14 protein-coding genes are annotated in these 15,246 nt (G+C 63.3%); 9 read left to right on the forward strand and 5 right to left on the reverse strand.

Annotated features, from left to right (window positions below; all coding sequences use genetic code 11):
* Window positions 1-28 precede the first annotated feature (28 nt).
* Genes DXT88_RS20030 through DXT88_RS20040 form a run of 3 tightly spaced genes read left to right on the forward strand, consistent with a single transcriptional unit; the run spans window position 29 to window position 2,433 of the window.
* Window positions 29-964, forward strand: coding sequence for a 2-hydroxyacid dehydrogenase (locus DXT88_RS20030; RefSeq protein ID WP_265215748.1), 936 nt, complete (start codon window positions 29-31; stop codon window positions 962-964).
* A 2-nt stretch (window positions 965-966) separates the two neighbouring features.
* Window positions 967-1,482, forward strand: a complete 516-nt coding sequence (locus DXT88_RS20035) for a YbaK/EbsC family protein (RefSeq protein ID WP_016833756.1) — start codon at window positions 967-969, stop codon at window positions 1,480-1,482.
* Between the two features lie 42 nt (window positions 1,483-1,524).
* Window positions 1,525-2,433 carry a hydroxymethylglutaryl-CoA lyase gene (locus DXT88_RS20040; RefSeq protein WP_265215749.1) on the forward strand — a complete coding sequence of 303 codons (909 nt, stop codon included), beginning with the start codon at window positions 1,525-1,527 and terminating at the stop codon, window positions 2,431-2,433.
* Window positions 2,434-2,509: 76 nt separating this feature from the next.
* Here DXT88_RS20040 and DXT88_RS23430 read toward each other — a convergent pair whose 3' ends face one another.
* On the reverse strand, window positions 2,510-4,345 hold the full coding sequence (locus DXT88_RS23430) for a methyl-accepting chemotaxis protein (protein WP_321161125.1): 1,836 nt from the start codon (window positions 4,343-4,345) through the stop codon (window positions 2,510-2,512).
* Between the two features lie 479 nt (window positions 4,346-4,824).
* Between DXT88_RS23430 and DXT88_RS20050 the strand changes: the two genes are divergently transcribed.
* Together DXT88_RS20050 and DXT88_RS20055 are read left to right on the forward strand one after the other, a co-directional pair.
* On the forward strand, window positions 4,825-5,796 hold the full coding sequence (locus DXT88_RS20050) for an NAD(P)H-dependent flavin oxidoreductase (RefSeq protein ID WP_265215750.1): 972 nt from the start codon (window positions 4,825-4,827) through the stop codon (window positions 5,794-5,796).
* A gap of 152 nt (window positions 5,797-5,948) precedes the next feature.
* Entirely contained in the window at window positions 5,949-6,215 is a 267-nt protein-coding gene (locus tag DXT88_RS20055; RefSeq protein ID WP_016833751.1) for a hypothetical protein, read from the forward strand.
* 225 nt (window positions 6,216-6,440) lie between these two features.
* On the opposite strand, the gene DXT88_RS20060 is transcribed toward DXT88_RS20055, so the two are convergent.
* The 3 genes from DXT88_RS20060 to DXT88_RS20070 are packed head-to-tail and all read right to left on the reverse strand — an operon-like array spanning window position 6,441 to window position 8,877.
* A complete protein-coding gene (locus DXT88_RS20060) occupies window positions 6,441-7,136 on the reverse strand; it encodes an alpha/beta fold hydrolase (protein WP_265215751.1) in 696 nt (231 codons plus the stop codon).
* Window positions 7,137-7,160: 24 nt separating this feature from the next.
* Window positions 7,161-7,613, reverse strand: coding sequence for an META domain-containing protein (locus tag DXT88_RS20065; protein WP_029363327.1), 453 nt, complete (start codon window positions 7,611-7,613; stop codon window positions 7,161-7,163).
* A 37-nt stretch (window positions 7,614-7,650) separates the two neighbouring features.
* Entirely contained in the window at window positions 7,651-8,877 is a 1,227-nt protein-coding gene (locus tag DXT88_RS20070) for an MFS transporter (protein WP_407649381.1), read from the reverse strand.
* 270 nt (window positions 8,878-9,147) lie between these two features.
* Here DXT88_RS20070 and DXT88_RS20075 point away from each other — a divergent pair, with 270 nt between their 5' ends.
* From DXT88_RS20075 to DXT88_RS20090, 4 genes are all read left to right on the forward strand, one after another.
* A complete protein-coding gene (locus DXT88_RS20075) occupies window positions 9,148-10,368 on the forward strand; it encodes a YbfB/YjiJ family MFS transporter (protein ID WP_265215752.1) in 1,221 nt (406 codons plus the stop codon).
* Between the two features lie 62 nt (window positions 10,369-10,430).
* Window positions 10,431-11,276, forward strand: coding sequence for a LysR substrate-binding domain-containing protein (locus DXT88_RS20080; RefSeq protein WP_265215753.1), 846 nt, complete (start codon window positions 10,431-10,433; stop codon window positions 11,274-11,276).
* A gap of 121 nt (window positions 11,277-11,397) precedes the next feature.
* Complete coding sequence (locus DXT88_RS20085) at window positions 11,398-12,009, forward strand: glutathione S-transferase family protein (protein WP_029363326.1); 612 nt, start codon at window positions 11,398-11,400, stop codon at window positions 12,007-12,009.
* A gap of 25 nt (window positions 12,010-12,034) precedes the next feature.
* A complete protein-coding gene (locus DXT88_RS20090) occupies window positions 12,035-14,110 on the forward strand; it encodes a 2Fe-2S iron-sulfur cluster-binding protein (RefSeq protein WP_265215754.1) in 2,076 nt (691 codons plus the stop codon).
* Window positions 14,111-14,149: 39 nt separating this feature from the next.
* Here the strand turns inward: DXT88_RS20090 and hisC are convergent, their stop codons facing one another.
* The gene (gene hisC / locus DXT88_RS20095) at window positions 14,150-15,217 is read right to left on the reverse strand and encodes a histidinol-phosphate transaminase (RefSeq protein WP_265215755.1); all 1,068 of its coding nucleotides are present in this window, start codon (window positions 15,215-15,217) and stop codon (window positions 14,150-14,152) included.
* Window positions 15,218-15,246 lie beyond the last annotated feature (29 nt).

The following is a 15,246-nucleotide window of genomic DNA, read 5'->3' on the forward strand; positions in this document are numbered from 1 at the left end:
ACTCCCTTCACTCCTCTCACCCGCTCCGATGCGCATCCTTTTCCAAACCGCCGACCCCGCCAACCAGGACGCCTGGTTACGCGATCTTCGCACCGCCCTGCCGCATGCCGGGATTCGCGTCTGGCAATCCGGCGATACCGCGGCGGCCGATTACGCCATCGTGTGGAAGCCGCCGGCCGAAATGCTGCAAGGCCGTCCCGAACTGAAGGCGGTGTTCAATCTCGGCGCCGGTGTCGACGCCATCCTGAAATTGAACGTGGTGCCGGACACTCTGCCGCTGATCCGCATCGACGACGGCGGCATGGCGGTACAGATGGCGGAGTTCGCCACGCACGCGGTGCTGCGTTACTATCGCCGCCTCGACCAGTACGAACGGCAGGCCCGCTCGAACGGCGGCGAGTGGAAGCCGTTGCCGCCGTTCGAGCGCAGCGGGTTCGGCATCGGCGTGCTGGGCCTGGGCGTGCTGGGACAACGCATCTGCGAGAGCCTGCAGCATTTCGGTTTTGAAGTCAGCGGCTGGAGCCGTAGCCCGAAGACGTTGCCCGGCGTGAAAGCCTATGCAGGCAGCGCGCAATTGAATGAATTCCTGCGCAATGCGCGCGTGCTGATCTGCATGCTGCCGCTGACGCCCGACACCGCCGGCATCCTCAATCGCGACACCTTGTCGCAGTTGCCGCGTGGCGCGTACCTGATCAATCTGGCGCGCGGCGGCCATCTGGTCGAAGCCGATCTTCCCCCTCTGCTGGAAAGCGGCCAGATCGCCGGCGCCACGCTGGACGTGTTCCAGGAAGAACCCTTGCCGCCGCAGCATCCGTTCTGGAAAGATCCGCGCATTGCCATCACGCCGCACATTTCTGCACTGACCGTGCGCAGCGAGGCAGCTCGCCAGATCGCCGAGAAAATCGCCGCCTTGCAACGCGGCGAGGCGGTAGTCGGACTAGTCGATCGTAACAAGGGATATTGAACATGCAACAGCAATCCGACGCGCTTCCCGATTCCGCCCGCCGTGTGGCGGATCTGTTGAAGACGCTGCAACACGACAAACCGGTAATCATGCTGCCCAGCGCCGGACGCACGTCCGCCGAGGCGGCCGCAGGCCTCGGCTGCAGCGTCGCCGAGATTGCCAAGTCGATCATCTTCCGACGCCTGTCCGACGATGCGCCGGTACTGGTGATCGCCAGCGGCAGCAACCGCGTCGACGAAGCCAAGGTGGCCGCGCAGGTCGGCCCACTGGGCAAGGCCGATGCCAGATTCGTACGCGAGAAAACCGGTTATGTCATCGGCGGCGTCTGCCCGATCGGCCATGCCGTCAAACCGCTGATGCTGCTGGACCGGGACTTGTTCCGTTACGACAGCGTATGGGCGGCGGCAGGACATCCGCATGCCGTCTTCAATCTGACGGCGCAGCAATTGCAGGCGATGACCGGAGCCCCGGTAGCCGATGTGGCGTTGACCGCAACCGACGTCCCCACCCCAAACTGATATCATCAAAAACTGCCGAAGCTTAGGTAAAGGAGACACCCCATGAGCTTGCCCAAGAAAGTGAAAATCGTTGAAGTCGGCCCACGCGACGGCTTGCAGAACGAGAAGGAAACCATCTCTGCCGAGGTGAAGATCGAGCTGGTCAATCGCCTGACTTCGGCCGGCTTCGTCAACGTCGAAGCCGCCTCGTTCGTCTCGCCGAAATGGGTGCCGCAGATGGCCACCTCGGGCGAAGTCATGCGCGGCATCGCGCGCAAGCCCGGCGTGATTTATTCGGCGTTGACGCCCAACATGAAAGGCTTTGAGGCAGCGCTGGAAGCCGGTGCGGACGAGGTGGTGATTTTCGGTGCGGCATCCGAAGCATTCTCGCAAAAGAACATCAACTGCTCCATCGCCGAGTCGATCGAGCGTTTCCGCGAAGTTGCACTGGCGGCCAAACAGCACAAGATCCGTTTACGCGCGGCGGTCAGCTGCGCCTTCGGCTGCCCTTATCAGGGCGAGGTGCCGCTGTCGTCGGTGTCGGACGTGGTGGGTCGCTTCCGCGACCTCGGCTGCGATGAAATCGACATCGCCGACACCATCGGCGTGGCTACGCCAAACAAGGTGGCGCCGGTGCTGCAGGCGGCGATCCGCGAATTCAACATCGACGGTTTGTCGGGACACTTCCATGACACCTATGGCCAGGCGCTGGCGAATATCTACGCCAGCCTGGAAGTCGGCATCACGATTTACCACTCGTCCGTCGCCGGACTGGGTGGCTGCCCTTACGCCAAGGGCGCGACCGGCAACGTGGCGTCGGAAGATGTGCTGTACATGATGCAGGGCCTCGGCATCGACACCGGCATCGACCTCGACGTCGTGGTGGACGCCGGCCAGTTCATTTCACAACATCTCGGACGCAAGGCGGTCAGCCGTGCCGGCAATGCCATTGCGGCGAAGCGATTGGGATAGGCGACAAGACGCCGGACGTTAAAAAGCGGCATGGTCGGTATGCGACCATGCCGCTTTTTTCATGTCGCCGCCGGCGTCAGAACTCTTCCCAGGAATTGCCGTCATCCGCGCCTGCCGCAGCCGGCTTGCGGGCGCCTGACGATGCCGCTGCTTTGCTCTGCGTCAGTTTTGGCGCCGACGCCGGCGCCTTCACCGGTTTGGCCGCGGGCGCCGACGTGAATTTCCGCGCTGCTGGAGATGTCTTTGCTGCGGCTGCAACCGGAGCGGAATGCCTGACCGGCTGCACATGACCATGCCCACGGTCGGTGCCGGACAACTTGAAGACGCTGACAGCCTTCGCCAGCAAGTCGGCCTGTTCCTGCAGACTCTCGGCGGCGGCAGCGGCCTGCTCCACCAGCGCGGCGTTCTGCTGCGTGATTTCATCCATCTGCGTGATGGCGCGATTGACTTCCTCGATGCCGGTGCTCTGCTCCTGGCTGGCCGCGGTGATCTCGCCCATGATGTCGGCGACGTGCTTGACCGAGGTCACGATCTCGCCCATCGTTGCGCCCGCTTCATCGACCAGCTTGCCGCCGGCGTCGACCTTGCCGACCGAGTCGCTGATCAGTTCCTTGATCTCCTTTGCCGCTGACGCCGAGCGTTGCGCCAGGCTGCGCACTTCCGACGCCACCACGGCAAAGCCGCGGCCCTGCTCACCTGCGCGCGCCGCTTCCACCGCCGCGTTCAGCGCCAGGATATTGGTCTGGAAGGCGATGCCGTCGATCACGCTGATGATGTCGACGATCTTGCTCGAGCTTTCCTTGATCGACCCCATGGTATGCACCACGTCGCCGACCACCTTGCCGCCCTTGACGGCGAGTTCGGAGGCGGAGGTCACCAGGGAATTGGCCTGGCGCGCATTGTCGGCGTTCTGGCGCACGGTCGAGGTCAACTCTTCCATGGAGCTGGCGGTTTCTTCCAGGCTGGAGGCTTGCGATTCGGTGCGGTTGGACAAATCGGCGTTGCCGGTGGCGATTTCGCGCGAGGCGACGTTGATGGTTTCCGTGCCGGTGCGTACATTGCCGACCACGCTGGCCAGTCCGTGTCCGATACCGTTGATGGCGCCCATCAGGCGGCCGATTTCGTCGTCGCGTTCCACTTCCAGTTCAGCGGTGAGGTCGCCGGTGGCGAGGCGTTCGGCAACCGCGAGGCTCTTGTCGAGCTGTTTCTTGATCAGTACATACAGCGCATACAGCACGGCCACCGAGATCGCCAGCATCACGCCGAGCATGGCCAATCCGACGGCATAGGCAATGCTGCCGTCGCGGCGCGCCTTGTCCAGTTCGCCGCGGGTGCGCTGATCCATCAGTTTCTCAAATTCATTGATGGGACGCATGATGGAAGCGGCGTTCTTTTCATAGACATCGTCGTGCACCAGCTTGCGCGCCTTCTCCAGGTCGGGCGCATCCTTCCTGGTGAATTTGCCGGTGCCGTCGTCGTACTCTCCTTTAACCATGTGCATGGCGACTTCTTCGGTCTTGATCAGCGCGGTGGAGAGCGATTGCGCTTCATTGAGCCTGGCGAATTCCTGGTCGGTGAAGCCGGCTTGTTTCATCAGGTCGGTGATCGGCACAGTGCGGCCGTCTGCGCGTGGCTTCTTGCCGCTGCTGACGGCGACGATGTCCCAGTAAATGGTCTCGAAGCGCGGGTCGCCGGTAACGACGTAGCTGCGCACGGACTGGGTCAGGTGCTCGGAGTTGTTGCGTACTTCGTTGGCCAGTTTGTAGGAGTCATAACGCGAGTCACCGGCTCTTTCGATTTCGTGTTGTGCTCGCAAAATCATTTGCAATGCGCCGAACATCAGCAGCGACAGCGCCGCCAAGATGATGAAGAAGAAGAAAAAACTCCGCTTGAGCGTAAACAATTTGCGCATTGCCGTTCCCCTGTTTCCGTGAGAGATTCCGCCCACCGAAGGATAGGGGCGTGTGAAGGCATCGTGGCGCCGTGCAACACGGCGCCACGCGAGATGGCGATCAAATAAAAAACGTCAGTGTTTGTAGTGACTGCGCGCGCGTACGTGTCGGAGACGTGCATGCAGATGGCGACTGTGAACGATCGCCGCGACGATGAGTCCGCCTGCAATGGCGGCCACGATGAGTAAGGTATCCATATATCCCCCCAGGAAAAAGATCACCTTGTATAGGCCAGAACGGCACTGCTACGCACCTGCAGATAGTCTCCAGTACGGATGCGTAGAACTGTCTTCGACTGACTTGTAGAAAACATAACATATTTGCAAAATAAAAAGTCTTGGCAAAAGCAAAAAACATTTGAAGCAACAACACAAAAAAGCACGATCGTAATATTTTTATCCTATAATCTTTGCATTACCTACTACAACGACGAGACGCCATGCCTACTTCCGCCCTTCCAGCCGTGCTGCAGAACCTGCGCCTGCCCGTGATCGCTTCGCCGATGTTCATCGCCAGCAGCCCGGCACTGGTGGCGGCGCAGTGCAAGGCGGGCATCGTCGGCTCCTTCCCTGCCCTCAACGCGCGGCCGGCCGAGCAACTCGACGTCTGGCTGACGCAATTGCAGACGGAACTGGCGGCGCATCAGGCGGCCAATCCCGACGCCATCATCGGTCCGATCGCCGTCAACCAGATCGTGCATCAGTCCAACGACCGCCTTGCCCACGATGTGGAAGTCTGCGTGAAGCATCGCGTGCCGATCATCATTTCCAGCCTGCGTGCGCCGCCGAAGGAAATGCTCGACGCCATCCACAGCTACGGCGGCATCGTGCTGCACGACGTGATCTCGATCCGCCACGCCCAGAAGGCGCTGGAAGCCGGCGTCGACGGCCTGATCCTGGTGGCGGCCGGCGCCGGCGGCCATGCCGGCGCACTGTCGCCGTTCGCGCTGGTGGGCGAGGTGCGCAAGTTCTTCAAGGGACCGCTGATCCTGTCCGGCGCCATCGCCACCGGCGACGCCATCCTGTCGGCGCAAGCCATGGGCGCCGACCTGGCCTACATCGGCTCGCGCTGGCTGGCGACCCAGGAAGCCAACGTCAGCGACGACTATCGCCAGGCCATCGTCGACTCGAGCGCGGCCGACGTGGTCTATACCAACCTGTTCACGGGCGTGCATGGCAACTACCTGAAGAAGTCCATCGTCAACGCCGGACTCGATCCGGAGAACCTGCCGGAAGCGGACAAGACCAAGATGAATTTCGGCTCGGGCGGCGACACCAAGGCCAAGGCCTGGCGCGACATCTGGGGCGCCGGCCAGGCGGTCGGCCTGATGGATGATGTGCCGACCGTGGCGCACATGGTGGACCGGCTGGAAGCCGAATATGCGGCTGCGCGCCAACGCCTGGCGCTGTAGTCCGGAGGCAGGTCCGACGCTGCCCTGAAACGGCTCCGACAGACGGCTTCTGTCGGACAACGCCGCTATTTGCAAATGACTTTGTAACTAACGGCACTTCTCGCGCACTTGTATGTCGTACGGTCTCGAACTCCATACAACGTGAGGACTTTATGACCAGTTTTCTCCGCACCAGAAAAGACCGCCACCCGAAGCCGGAAAACAAGGCACGCCTGCCCCATGAGCACGACCAGTCCGGCGACAGCCAGCGCAGCGACGTCGACCAGAAGGAAATGCGACGCGCCTATCAGGACATCCGCGAAGGCCAGGTGGACACCGATCTGCGCGGCAGCGGCGGTCTCGACGAAATCAACAAGGGCGCCGGCAAACGCGCCAGCGAAGCGCCGCGCAAGGACGACCCGTTCGACAAGTCGCATTGAATCTGAAACTGCGCCTTGGAACTGAATTTTGAAACTAAGTCCTGAACGTGCAATCGCCGTACTCGGCAGCGCGGGACAGCGCGCATTGACAGAAAATCAAGAGACGATATTTTCCTGAACAAGCCGCCGCATCCCGGCTGCCCCACCGCAAAAAAACAATACGCCGCTGCTTAGCGGCGTATTGCATTTGGGCGATGCGGTTCTGCTGCGGTCAACGCCGTGGCGTCACAGCTTCGATGCCGCAATCCAGTCGCGGATGACGGCAAACAATTCCTGCGGCTTTTCCATCGGCGTCATGTGCCCGCAATTACGCACGATCTCGAGATGCGCCGCCGGAATGCGCTGCGCCATTTCTTCCGATTCTTCCACCGTACGCAAACGATCCGCATCGCTGGCCACGATCAGCGCCGGGCAGGCGATGCGATGCAGATCGGCATAGCTGCCGTCACGCAACGTCGACAGCTGGCGCAGGAAGACTTCCTTGCCGTTCTGCAGCGCCATCGCTTGCAGGCGTTGCAGCAGCACCGTGTCGGCGGCGCGGTCGGGATGCAACGACGACGCCAGCGCACGCGAAGTCAGGCCCTTGAACGGCGCCTTTTCCGCCAGCGCGATCTGCGCCAGCGTCGAGGTCGATTCCTGCGCGCTTTGCGGACGCGAAGACGTGTTCAGCAAACCCAGACCGAGCACCCGTTGCGGCGCTTTCAGCGCAATCGCCTGGGCCACGAAACCACCCATCGAAAAACCGAACAACAGGAATTTGTCCGGAGCGTTGGCCAGCACCCGCTCGGCCATGGCGTCCAGCGAACTGTCCTGGCCGAGGTCGCCGAAATGCAATGTGCCAAGCGTGGCGAGATCGCCGCGCATGTCGTCCCACAAGGACGCGTTGAGCATGAAGCCCGGTAGAAAAACCAGATCGCGCATGTTGCTGTTCTCTTCCCAATCAACTTATTTTGATGTTGCCGGCTTCTCGCGCGCCTGCAGTGTCATGACGTCGCCGTCCGCGGCAAACAGCTCAAGCGTGCGGCCGGTGATCTTGTAACGCTCCAGCGCCTGCAGCCAGTCGAGGAAAACCGCCTCGAACGCCATGGCCTTGCCCGGACAGGCCATGCGGGTTGCCGCCGCATGGCCGATGGTCAGGCGACCGCCGTCGCGCAGCACGTAGGGCGCGTTGAACGGATTGCACCAGGCGCGGCCGCTGACGCTGGCCTGCACGCCGTCGTCCTGGAAACTCAGGACCACCGGCGCGCTGCCCTCGCCGCCGCGTGGAATCTCGTGGCCCGGCCAGCTGGTCAGCTCCCAGCGCACACTTGTCAGCGCGGCGCCGTCGGTGCCGGCAGGTTGCGAAGCACAGCCTGCCAACCCAAGCAGCGCCGCCAGCATTGCAAGATATCGTTTCATGATCCTGTGTCCTCCTCAACGTGGATAATCTGGAAAATCATTCCAGCCATTCGGCCCGGCTGGCCGCCAGCGCCACCGCGATGCACAGCGTGCCGATGAACGCCAGGCCAGCCTGCAGGCCGAAGCCATGCGCCAGGAAACCGACCACCGGCGGCCCGATCAGGCCGCCGCTGTAACTGAGCGTGGCGACACCCGCCAGCGCGATGGCGCCATGCCGTCCGGCGGCGCTGAACACGAACGGAAACACCATCGCCACACCGGTGCCGGCAATCGCGAAACCGAAGATGGCCATCGGAATGTCGAGCGCCGCGACGGCGATGAATACGCCCACCGCCGCCAGCAACGAACCGAAGCCGACCACCTTGCGCGCACCCCAGCGTTCCTTGAGGCGATCGCCCACCAGCCGCGCCAGCAGCATCATGCCGGCGAACCCGGCATAGGCCAGCGGCGCGCCGCCGTCGCCGGCGTTCATATGGTCCTTCATGTACAGACCGCTCCAGTCGGCAATCGATCCCTCGACGATCGCGCCGCAGAATCCGATCAGGCCGAGCGCCACCAGGTGGCCATGCGGAATCGCGAAAATCTTCTTGTCGGCGCTCGGCTCCGGCCGGTCGTTCGGCATGGCCTTGTAGCCCAGTCGCAGCGGCAGCAGAAACAACACCGCCAGCGCCAGGAAATGCCAGAACGGCGCCACCTCGAGCGCAGCCACGGCGCTGCCGAGCAAGGCGCCGCTGAAGGTGCCGACGCAGAACCAGGCATGCAGCAGCGACATGATGGAGCGCCCCGCCTGCTTCTCCGCCACCGCGCCGAGGGCATTGATGGCGACGTCGAAGCAGCTCGATGCGGCGCCGTAGATCGCGCTGAACAACATCAGCAGCACCAGGTTGGGCGCAATGCCCAGCGCCGGCAAGGTCAGCAGCAGCACCAGCCCGGCATACCAGGTGGTGCGGCGCGCACCGTAATGCGCGTTGAGCCAGGCCGCCAGCGGGAACGAGCCGACCGCGCCGATGCCGCCGCACAGCAGCACCATGCTCAGCGTGGCCGCATCGAGTTGCAGGTTGTCGCGGATCGACGGAATGCGCGCCGCCCAGCTGGCGTACAGCAGACCCAGCATGAAAAAGAAAAATGGAATGGCGCTGCGCCGCCAACGGGCGCGCCAGGCGGAGGTGGACGTGGATGTGCCGGAGGTCGTGTCAGCCGCCGCGTCAACAGTCCGGTCAGCAGTCGGGTCAGGAGTCGAATCCAGGGTCAGGTCGGTTGTCATGCAATCCAGAGGAATAAACTTCGTCGGCTGCCATTATCTCGCATCCCGCATGCACCGATGATGTTCATCCATTCGTTCCGTTCACCATTGCCGCCGTTTTATTGTTTGCATGCCCGACGCCCTGTTCCCCCCAGGACCTGATGCGGCAACGCGTACCGACAAGTTCCGCTACACTCTTGGCATTGCCGCGGCAGCACGGACGCGCGGCGCCATAACAATGATGCGACGCCCCGCCCCAGGCAGCCGCCGATCCCCAAGAGACAATTCAACATGCCCGAACACACCGCCGTCACCGCGCCGGATTTCATCATGCGCCATCCGCTGCCGACCGCTCTCGCCCTGTCGCTGGGCACTGCCATCGCACTCGGCGTGGCGCGCTTTTCATATGCGCTGTTGCTGTCGCCGATGCGCACCGACCTTGGCTGGCCCTATCTGATCGCCGGCGGCATGAACACCGGCAACGCGCTCGGCTACCTGCTCGGCGCGCTCATCACGCCGCCGCTGGCGCGCCGCTTCGGCACGCACAAGATGCTGATCGGCGGCGCGCTGGCCACGGCTTTCTTCATCATCCTGTCGGGGCTGTTCATCGATACCGCGATGCTGCTGGCGCTGCGCATCGTGACCGGCGCGGTGAGCGCCTTCATCTTCATTTCCGGCGGCATCCTGATCAGCCGCCTGGCGGCGCTGCACCCGCAACGCGCGGGCTTCCTGCTGGGCCTCTTCTACGGCGGCAGCGGCATCGGCATCGTCGCGTCGGCCTGGCTGGTGCCGGCGACCATGGCCGCCGCCACGGCGTATGGCGTGGCCCATAGCTGGCAATGGGCATGGCTGGCGATGGGCTTGCTGAGTCTGGTGGCGACCGGCTTCATGGCGCCGCCGGCGCTACGCATCCCGGCCCTGCCGCCGCAAGCGCAGGGCGCCGGACGATTTCGCATGCGCACGTTGGGTTTCGCCCTGACCGGTTATTTCATGTTCGGACTCGGCTACATCGGCTACATGACCTTCGTGATTGCCCTGCTCAAGGAACAAGGCATGTCGGCCTCGATGATCACGCTGTTCTACACACTGCTCGGCCTCGCGGTGATGGCGTCGTCGCGGCTGTGGGCCGGCATGCTGGACAAGTTCAAGGGCGGCGAATCGCTGGCCATTCTCAACGCGCTGCTGAGCGTGGCGACGCTGTTGCCGGCCGTGACGGCGGCGCCGGTAGCGGTGTTCATTTCAGGCTTGTTGTTCGGCGGCGTGTTCCTGTCGGCGGTGGCGTCAACCACCGCGCTGGTGCGCCACAATCTGCCGCCGGCCAACTGGTCGCTCGGCATCAGCGCCTTCACGATCGTGTTCGCGGCAGGCCAGATCGTCGGCCCGACCGTTGTCGGCTGGATCGCCGACCGCAGCGGCGGACTGCAGCAGGGTCTGCTGTTTTCGGCGTTGTCGTTGCTGATCGGCGCGCTGCTGGCATGGCGTCAACGACCGTTGCATCTGCTGAAAAATTAAACACCCGGTCCGGCCGCCGGTGTTGTAAATTGCAATTCGCATCATAAGAAAACGGGAACAATATGGACCGGCTCGAGTCGATGGCGATTTTCCTGGCGGTGGTCGATGAAGGCGGATTTGCCGCCGCCGCACGCAAGATGAAGATCTCGCCGCCTGTCGTCACGCGCATCGTGCGCGTCACCGATGTCGGTGCGCGCTATGCCGAAGATTGCCGCCGGGTGCTGGCCGACGTCAGCGAAATGGAAGACCTGGCCGCCGGCGCCCACGGCGCGGTGCGCGGTCGCCTGGTGGTCACGGCGTCGGCCATGTTCGGTCGCATGTATGTCACGCCGATCGTGCTGGAATACCTGCGACGCTATCCCGAAGCCGAAGTCGAATGCCGGTTCGCCGACCGCATCATCAACCTGATGGACGAAGGCATCGACGTGGCGATCCGCATCGGTCAACTGGCCGATTCCAGCTATCAGGCGATTCCGGTCGGCACGGTGCGGCGCGTGGTGTGCGCGTCGCCTTCCTATCTCGCCGAGCACGGCGCGCCGCAGACCCCGGAGGATCTCAGGCAGCATGTCATCGTGTCCTCCAACGGCGTCTCGACTTCGCCCGACTGGCGCTTCACCAAGGGCGGTGCGACCACCATCGTGCGCGTGCAGCCGCGCATGACGGTCATGTCGAACGACGAAGCCATCATCGCCGCACTCGACGGCTTCGGCATCACGCGCGTGCTGTCCTACATGGTGGCAGCGCCGCTCTCGGACGGCCGGCTGGTGGAAGTATTGCACGGACATGAGACCCCGACGCTGCCGGTGCACGTGGTGCATCATGAAGGCCGCCACGCGGCGCGCAAGGTGCGTGCCTTCCTCGACCTGGCCGTCGGGGAGCTGCGCGGCGAGCGCCCGGGCAAGCAATGAAGGAGTAAAGAAGCAGGATTATTCTCGATCCGGGAATAGTCCATTGTCCTTGGCGGCGATTCTCATCATCCGCGTTATCAGCAACACTGGCGACTCCTACAACACACCACCTGGAGCTGCCATGAAACTCTACTACCATCCCCTGTCCGGCCATTCGCACCGTGCCCGCCTGTTCCTCTCGTTACTGGGCGCTCAACATGAACTGGTGCTGGTCGACCTGAAAAAGGGCGAACAAAAATCCCCTGAACTGCTCAAGCTCAACCGCTTCGGCCAGGTTCCCGTATTGCAAGACGGCGACACCGTCGTCAGCGATTCCAACGCCATCCTGATCTACCTGGCCAAGTCGCTGGGACGCAGCGACTGGTTGCCGGAAAATCCGGCCGCCGCTGCCGCCGTACAACGCTGGTTGTCGGTCGCCGCCGGCGAAATCGCCCGCGGCCCCGCTGCCGCCCGCCTGGTCACCGTGTTCGGCGCACCGATCGACGCCGACGACGCCATCCGCCGCGCCCACGCCATCCTGACGCTGGTCGAACAGGAACTGGCTACCCGTACATGGCTGGCGGCGGATCAAGCCACCATCGCCGATGTCGCCTTGTACTCGTATATTTCCAGCGCACCCGAAGGCAACGTCGACCTGAGCGCCTATCCGCACACCCGCCAATGGCTGGCGCGGATCGAGGCGCTGCCCGGTTTCGTCGAATTTCAGAAAACTGCCATCGGCCTGGCCGCGTAATGCATAACGCATAAGGAGCGCCATCATGACTTCGACACAGCCGACACAAGCAACGCAAGCAGCCTCGATCGCACCTTCTGCCTCCCCTTGGCATGAAGGCGAGCTGACCATGCAGCGCAGCGTCGGCGTTGTCGAACGCATGGCCGGTCCCGGCCGCAACCAGATGAGCCGAACCCGGATGCCCGACCAGCATCGCGAGTTCTACGCCCAGTTGCCGTTCGTGATCCTCGGCGCCGTCGATACCGAGGGCGAAGTATGGGCCACCTTGCGCGCCGGCCGGCCCGGCTTCATGCACGCCGACATCGCCGAAAAACTCACGCTCGAACTGGCGCGCGATCCGCTTGATCCCGCCGACGCCGGCATGGAAGACGGCGACGGCATCGGCATGCTCGGCATCGAGCTGCACACGCGTCGCCGCAATCGCATGAACGGACTGGTCAGCCGCCAGTCCGGCGAACGTTTCCACATCGACGTGACCCAGGCTTACGGCAACTGCCCGCAATACATCCAGTTGCGCCAATATGAATTTACCGATGCGCCCGCCGGTCCGGTCAGCAAGCTGGCGGCGCTCGATGCCGACGCAGCCGCCATGATCCGCGCGGCCGATTCGTTCTACGTCGCCTCGTATGTGGTGCGCGACGGCAAGAAGCAGGTCGACGCCTCGCATCGCGGTGGCAAACCCGGCTTCGTGCGCATCGACGACGACGGTGTGCTGACGATTCCGGATTTCTCCGGCAATCTGTTCTTCAACACGCTGGGGAATTTCTTGCTGAATCCGCGCGCCGGCCTGGTGTTTGTCGACTTTCGCAACGGCGATCTGCTGCAACTGAGCGGACGCGCCGAGGTCATCCTCGACGCGCCCGAAGTAGCCGCCTTCATGGGGGCGGAACGCATGTGGCGCTTCACGCCGCAACAGATCGTGCGCCGTCCTGCCGCCTTGCCGCTGCGCTGGATAGACGTCGTTGTCGGCGCCGATTCGGGTGCTTCTCCGAATGCACTGATCACCGGCAGTTGGGAAGACGCCGCCGCCCGCTTGAAGGCGGCCGAACGGTCCACGCAATGGCGGCCGTTCCGCGTCGGCAAGATTGTTGACGAGACTGTGGCCATCCGCTCGTTTCATCTGTTGCCGGACGACGGCGCCGGCATGCCGGGCGTCGCAGCCGGGCAGCATGTCTCGGTGCGGCTGCCGCTCGCCAGCGGTGGCACGCAGATCCGCCAATACACCTTGTCGAGCGCGCCCTCGGATGCATTCCTGCGCATCAGCGTCAAGCGCCAGGGATTGTTTTCCGATCATCTTCACACAACGATCAAGGTCGGCGACATCATCGAAGCGCGCGCGCCGTCCGGCAATTTCGTTATCGACGCTTCGGTGCGACGCCCTGCGGTGTTGCTGGCGGCGGGCGTCGGCGTCACGCCGATGCTGGCCATGCTGCGGCACCTGATTCACGAAGGTGTGCGCAAGCGCTACCAGCGCCCGGTGTGGCTGTTCCAGTCGGCGCGCAGCAAGGCCGAGCTGGCCTTCGGTGAAGAGATCGCGGCGCTGGTCAACGCCGCCAAGGGCGGTGCGCGTCACGTGCGCGTGGTGAGCCAGCCCGACGACGATGTCGAGGTCTCCGGACGCATCGACATCGCCCTGCTGAAGCAGATGCTGCCCTTTGACGACTACGATTTCTACCTGTGCGGACCAGCGGCATTCATGCAGCAGATGTATGACGGATTGCGCGCCATGAACGTGATCGACGCGCGCATTCATGCGGAAGCATTCGGTCCTTCCGGCCTGCAGCGCCAGATCGACGCGCAGGCGGAGCAGGTCCCGTTGAAACCGGCTTCCGCAGACACGGTGCCGGTGCTGTTCATGCGCTCGGCCAAGGAAGCGCGCTGGACTTCCGACAGCGGCTCGCTGCTGGAACTGGCCGAACAGCGCGGCCTGAATCCGGAATCAAGCTGCCGCGACGGCCGCTGCGGCACCTGCCGTACGCGTGTGCTGCAAGGCGAAGTGACTTACGTGAAGACGCCTGAGTTTGCAGTGGCGGATGATGAAGCATTGATCTGCTGCGCGCTGCCGGCCGCAGGTTGCACGACGCTGCATCTCGAACTGTAATCCGTCCGAGATGCAGCACCGCGGTGTTCAGTCAATACTTCAGGCCAGATGCTTACGCAGCGAATCGATCAGCGCACCGCAGGATTCATCGGTGCCGACCGTGATGCGCAGGAACTGATTGATGCGCGCGCTGGTGAAGTGGCGCACGATGATGCCGTCGCCGCGCAGCTTGGCGGCCAGGCCGGCGGCGTCATGTTGCGGATGGCGCGCGAAGACGAAGTTGGCGGCCGAAGGCAGCACCTCGAAACCGAGCGCCGTCAGTTGGCCCACCAGTTTGTCGCGACTGGCGATCACGGCGTTGCGGGTGCTGTCGAAGTGCGCATCGTCTTCCATCGCGGCAGTCGCACCGGCAATCGCGACGCGATCCAGCGGATAGGAATTGAAACTGTTCTTGACCCGTTCCAGCGCACTGATCAGGTCGGCATGGCCGACCGCAAAACCGACCCGCAAACCGGCCAGCGAGCGCGACTTCGACAGCGTCTGCACCACCAGCAGATTCGCATGGCGCGCCACCAGGTCGATGGCGCTGACGCCGCCGAAATCGATATACGCCTCATCAACGATCACCACCCGATCCGGATTGCCGGCCAGCAGGCGTTCGACTTCGTCCAGCGCCAGCAGGCAACCGGTCGGCGCATTCGGATTCGGGAAGATGATGCCGCCAATGGCCTCGCCCTGGCCGAGATAATCGTCGACGCGGATGGTGAAATCCTCGGACAACGGCACCGCGCGGTATTCCACTTCATACAAACTGGCGTAGGTCGGATAGAAGCTGTAGGTGATGTCCGGAAACAGGATGGGCGCGCCATGCTTGAGCAGCGCCTGGAAGGCATGCGCCAGCACTTCATCGGAACCGTTGCCAACGAACACTTGCGCCGGCGACAGGCCGTGGCGTTTTGCAATCGCCAGCTTGAGCGGCTCGGCATCCGGGTTCGGATACAGGCGCAGGCTGTCGCCGATTTCCTGCACCATGGCGGCGATCGCCTTGGGCGAAGGACCGTAGGGATTTTCGTTGGTATTGAGCTTGACCAGCTTGCTGATCTTGGGCTGCTCGCCGGGGGTGTACGGCGTCAGACGGCTGACGATGGGGCTCCAGAATTTGCTCATGGGAATGGTTTTCGCGCTGGTTATGCAAT

Source organism: Herbaspirillum lusitanum (assembly GCF_026127345.1).
GTDB classification, from domain to species: domain Bacteria; phylum Pseudomonadota; class Gammaproteobacteria; order Burkholderiales; family Burkholderiaceae_D; genus Herbaspirillum; species Herbaspirillum lusitanum.

What these genes read in the sequence shown, in the direction of transcription:
- DXT88_RS20060 (WP_265215751.1), bottom strand. Translation starts at nt 7,136, where the DNA reads ATGCGCGATCTGGTTTTTCTACCGGGCTTCATGCTCAACGCGTCCTTG.
- hisC (WP_265215755.1), bottom strand. Translation starts at nt 15,217, where the DNA reads ATGAGCAAATTCTGGAGCCCCATCGTCAGCCGTCTGACGCCGTACACC.
- DXT88_RS20050 (WP_265215750.1), top strand. Translation starts at nt 4,825, where the DNA reads ATGCCTACTTCCGCCCTTCCAGCCGTGCTGCAGAACCTGCGCCTGCCC.
- DXT88_RS20035 (WP_016833756.1), top strand. Translation starts at nt 967, where the DNA reads ATGCAACAGCAATCCGACGCGCTTCCCGATTCCGCCCGCCGTGTGGCG.
- DXT88_RS20055 (WP_016833751.1), top strand. Translation starts at nt 5,949, where the DNA reads ATGACCAGTTTTCTCCGCACCAGAAAAGACCGCCACCCGAAGCCGGAA.
- DXT88_RS23430 (WP_321161125.1), bottom strand. Translation starts at nt 4,345, where the DNA reads ATGCGCAAATTGTTTACGCTCAAGCGGAGTTTTTTCTTCTTCTTCATC.
- DXT88_RS20030 (WP_265215748.1), top strand. Translation starts at nt 29, where the DNA reads ATGCGCATCCTTTTCCAAACCGCCGACCCCGCCAACCAGGACGCCTGG.
- DXT88_RS20080 (WP_265215753.1), top strand. Translation starts at nt 10,431, where the DNA reads ATGGACCGGCTCGAGTCGATGGCGATTTTCCTGGCGGTGGTCGATGAA.
- DXT88_RS20040 (WP_265215749.1), top strand. Translation starts at nt 1,525, where the DNA reads ATGAGCTTGCCCAAGAAAGTGAAAATCGTTGAAGTCGGCCCACGCGAC.
- DXT88_RS20070 (WP_407649381.1), bottom strand. Translation starts at nt 8,877, where the DNA reads ATGACAACCGACCTGACCCTGGATTCGACTCCTGACCCGACTGCTGAC.
- DXT88_RS20075 (WP_265215752.1), top strand. Translation starts at nt 9,148, where the DNA reads ATGCCCGAACACACCGCCGTCACCGCGCCGGATTTCATCATGCGCCAT.
- DXT88_RS20085 (WP_029363326.1), top strand. Translation starts at nt 11,398, where the DNA reads ATGAAACTCTACTACCATCCCCTGTCCGGCCATTCGCACCGTGCCCGC.
- DXT88_RS20090 (WP_265215754.1), top strand. Translation starts at nt 12,035, where the DNA reads ATGACTTCGACACAGCCGACACAAGCAACGCAAGCAGCCTCGATCGCA.
- DXT88_RS20065 (WP_029363327.1), bottom strand. Translation starts at nt 7,613, where the DNA reads ATGAAACGATATCTTGCAATGCTGGCGGCGCTGCTTGGGTTGGCAGGC.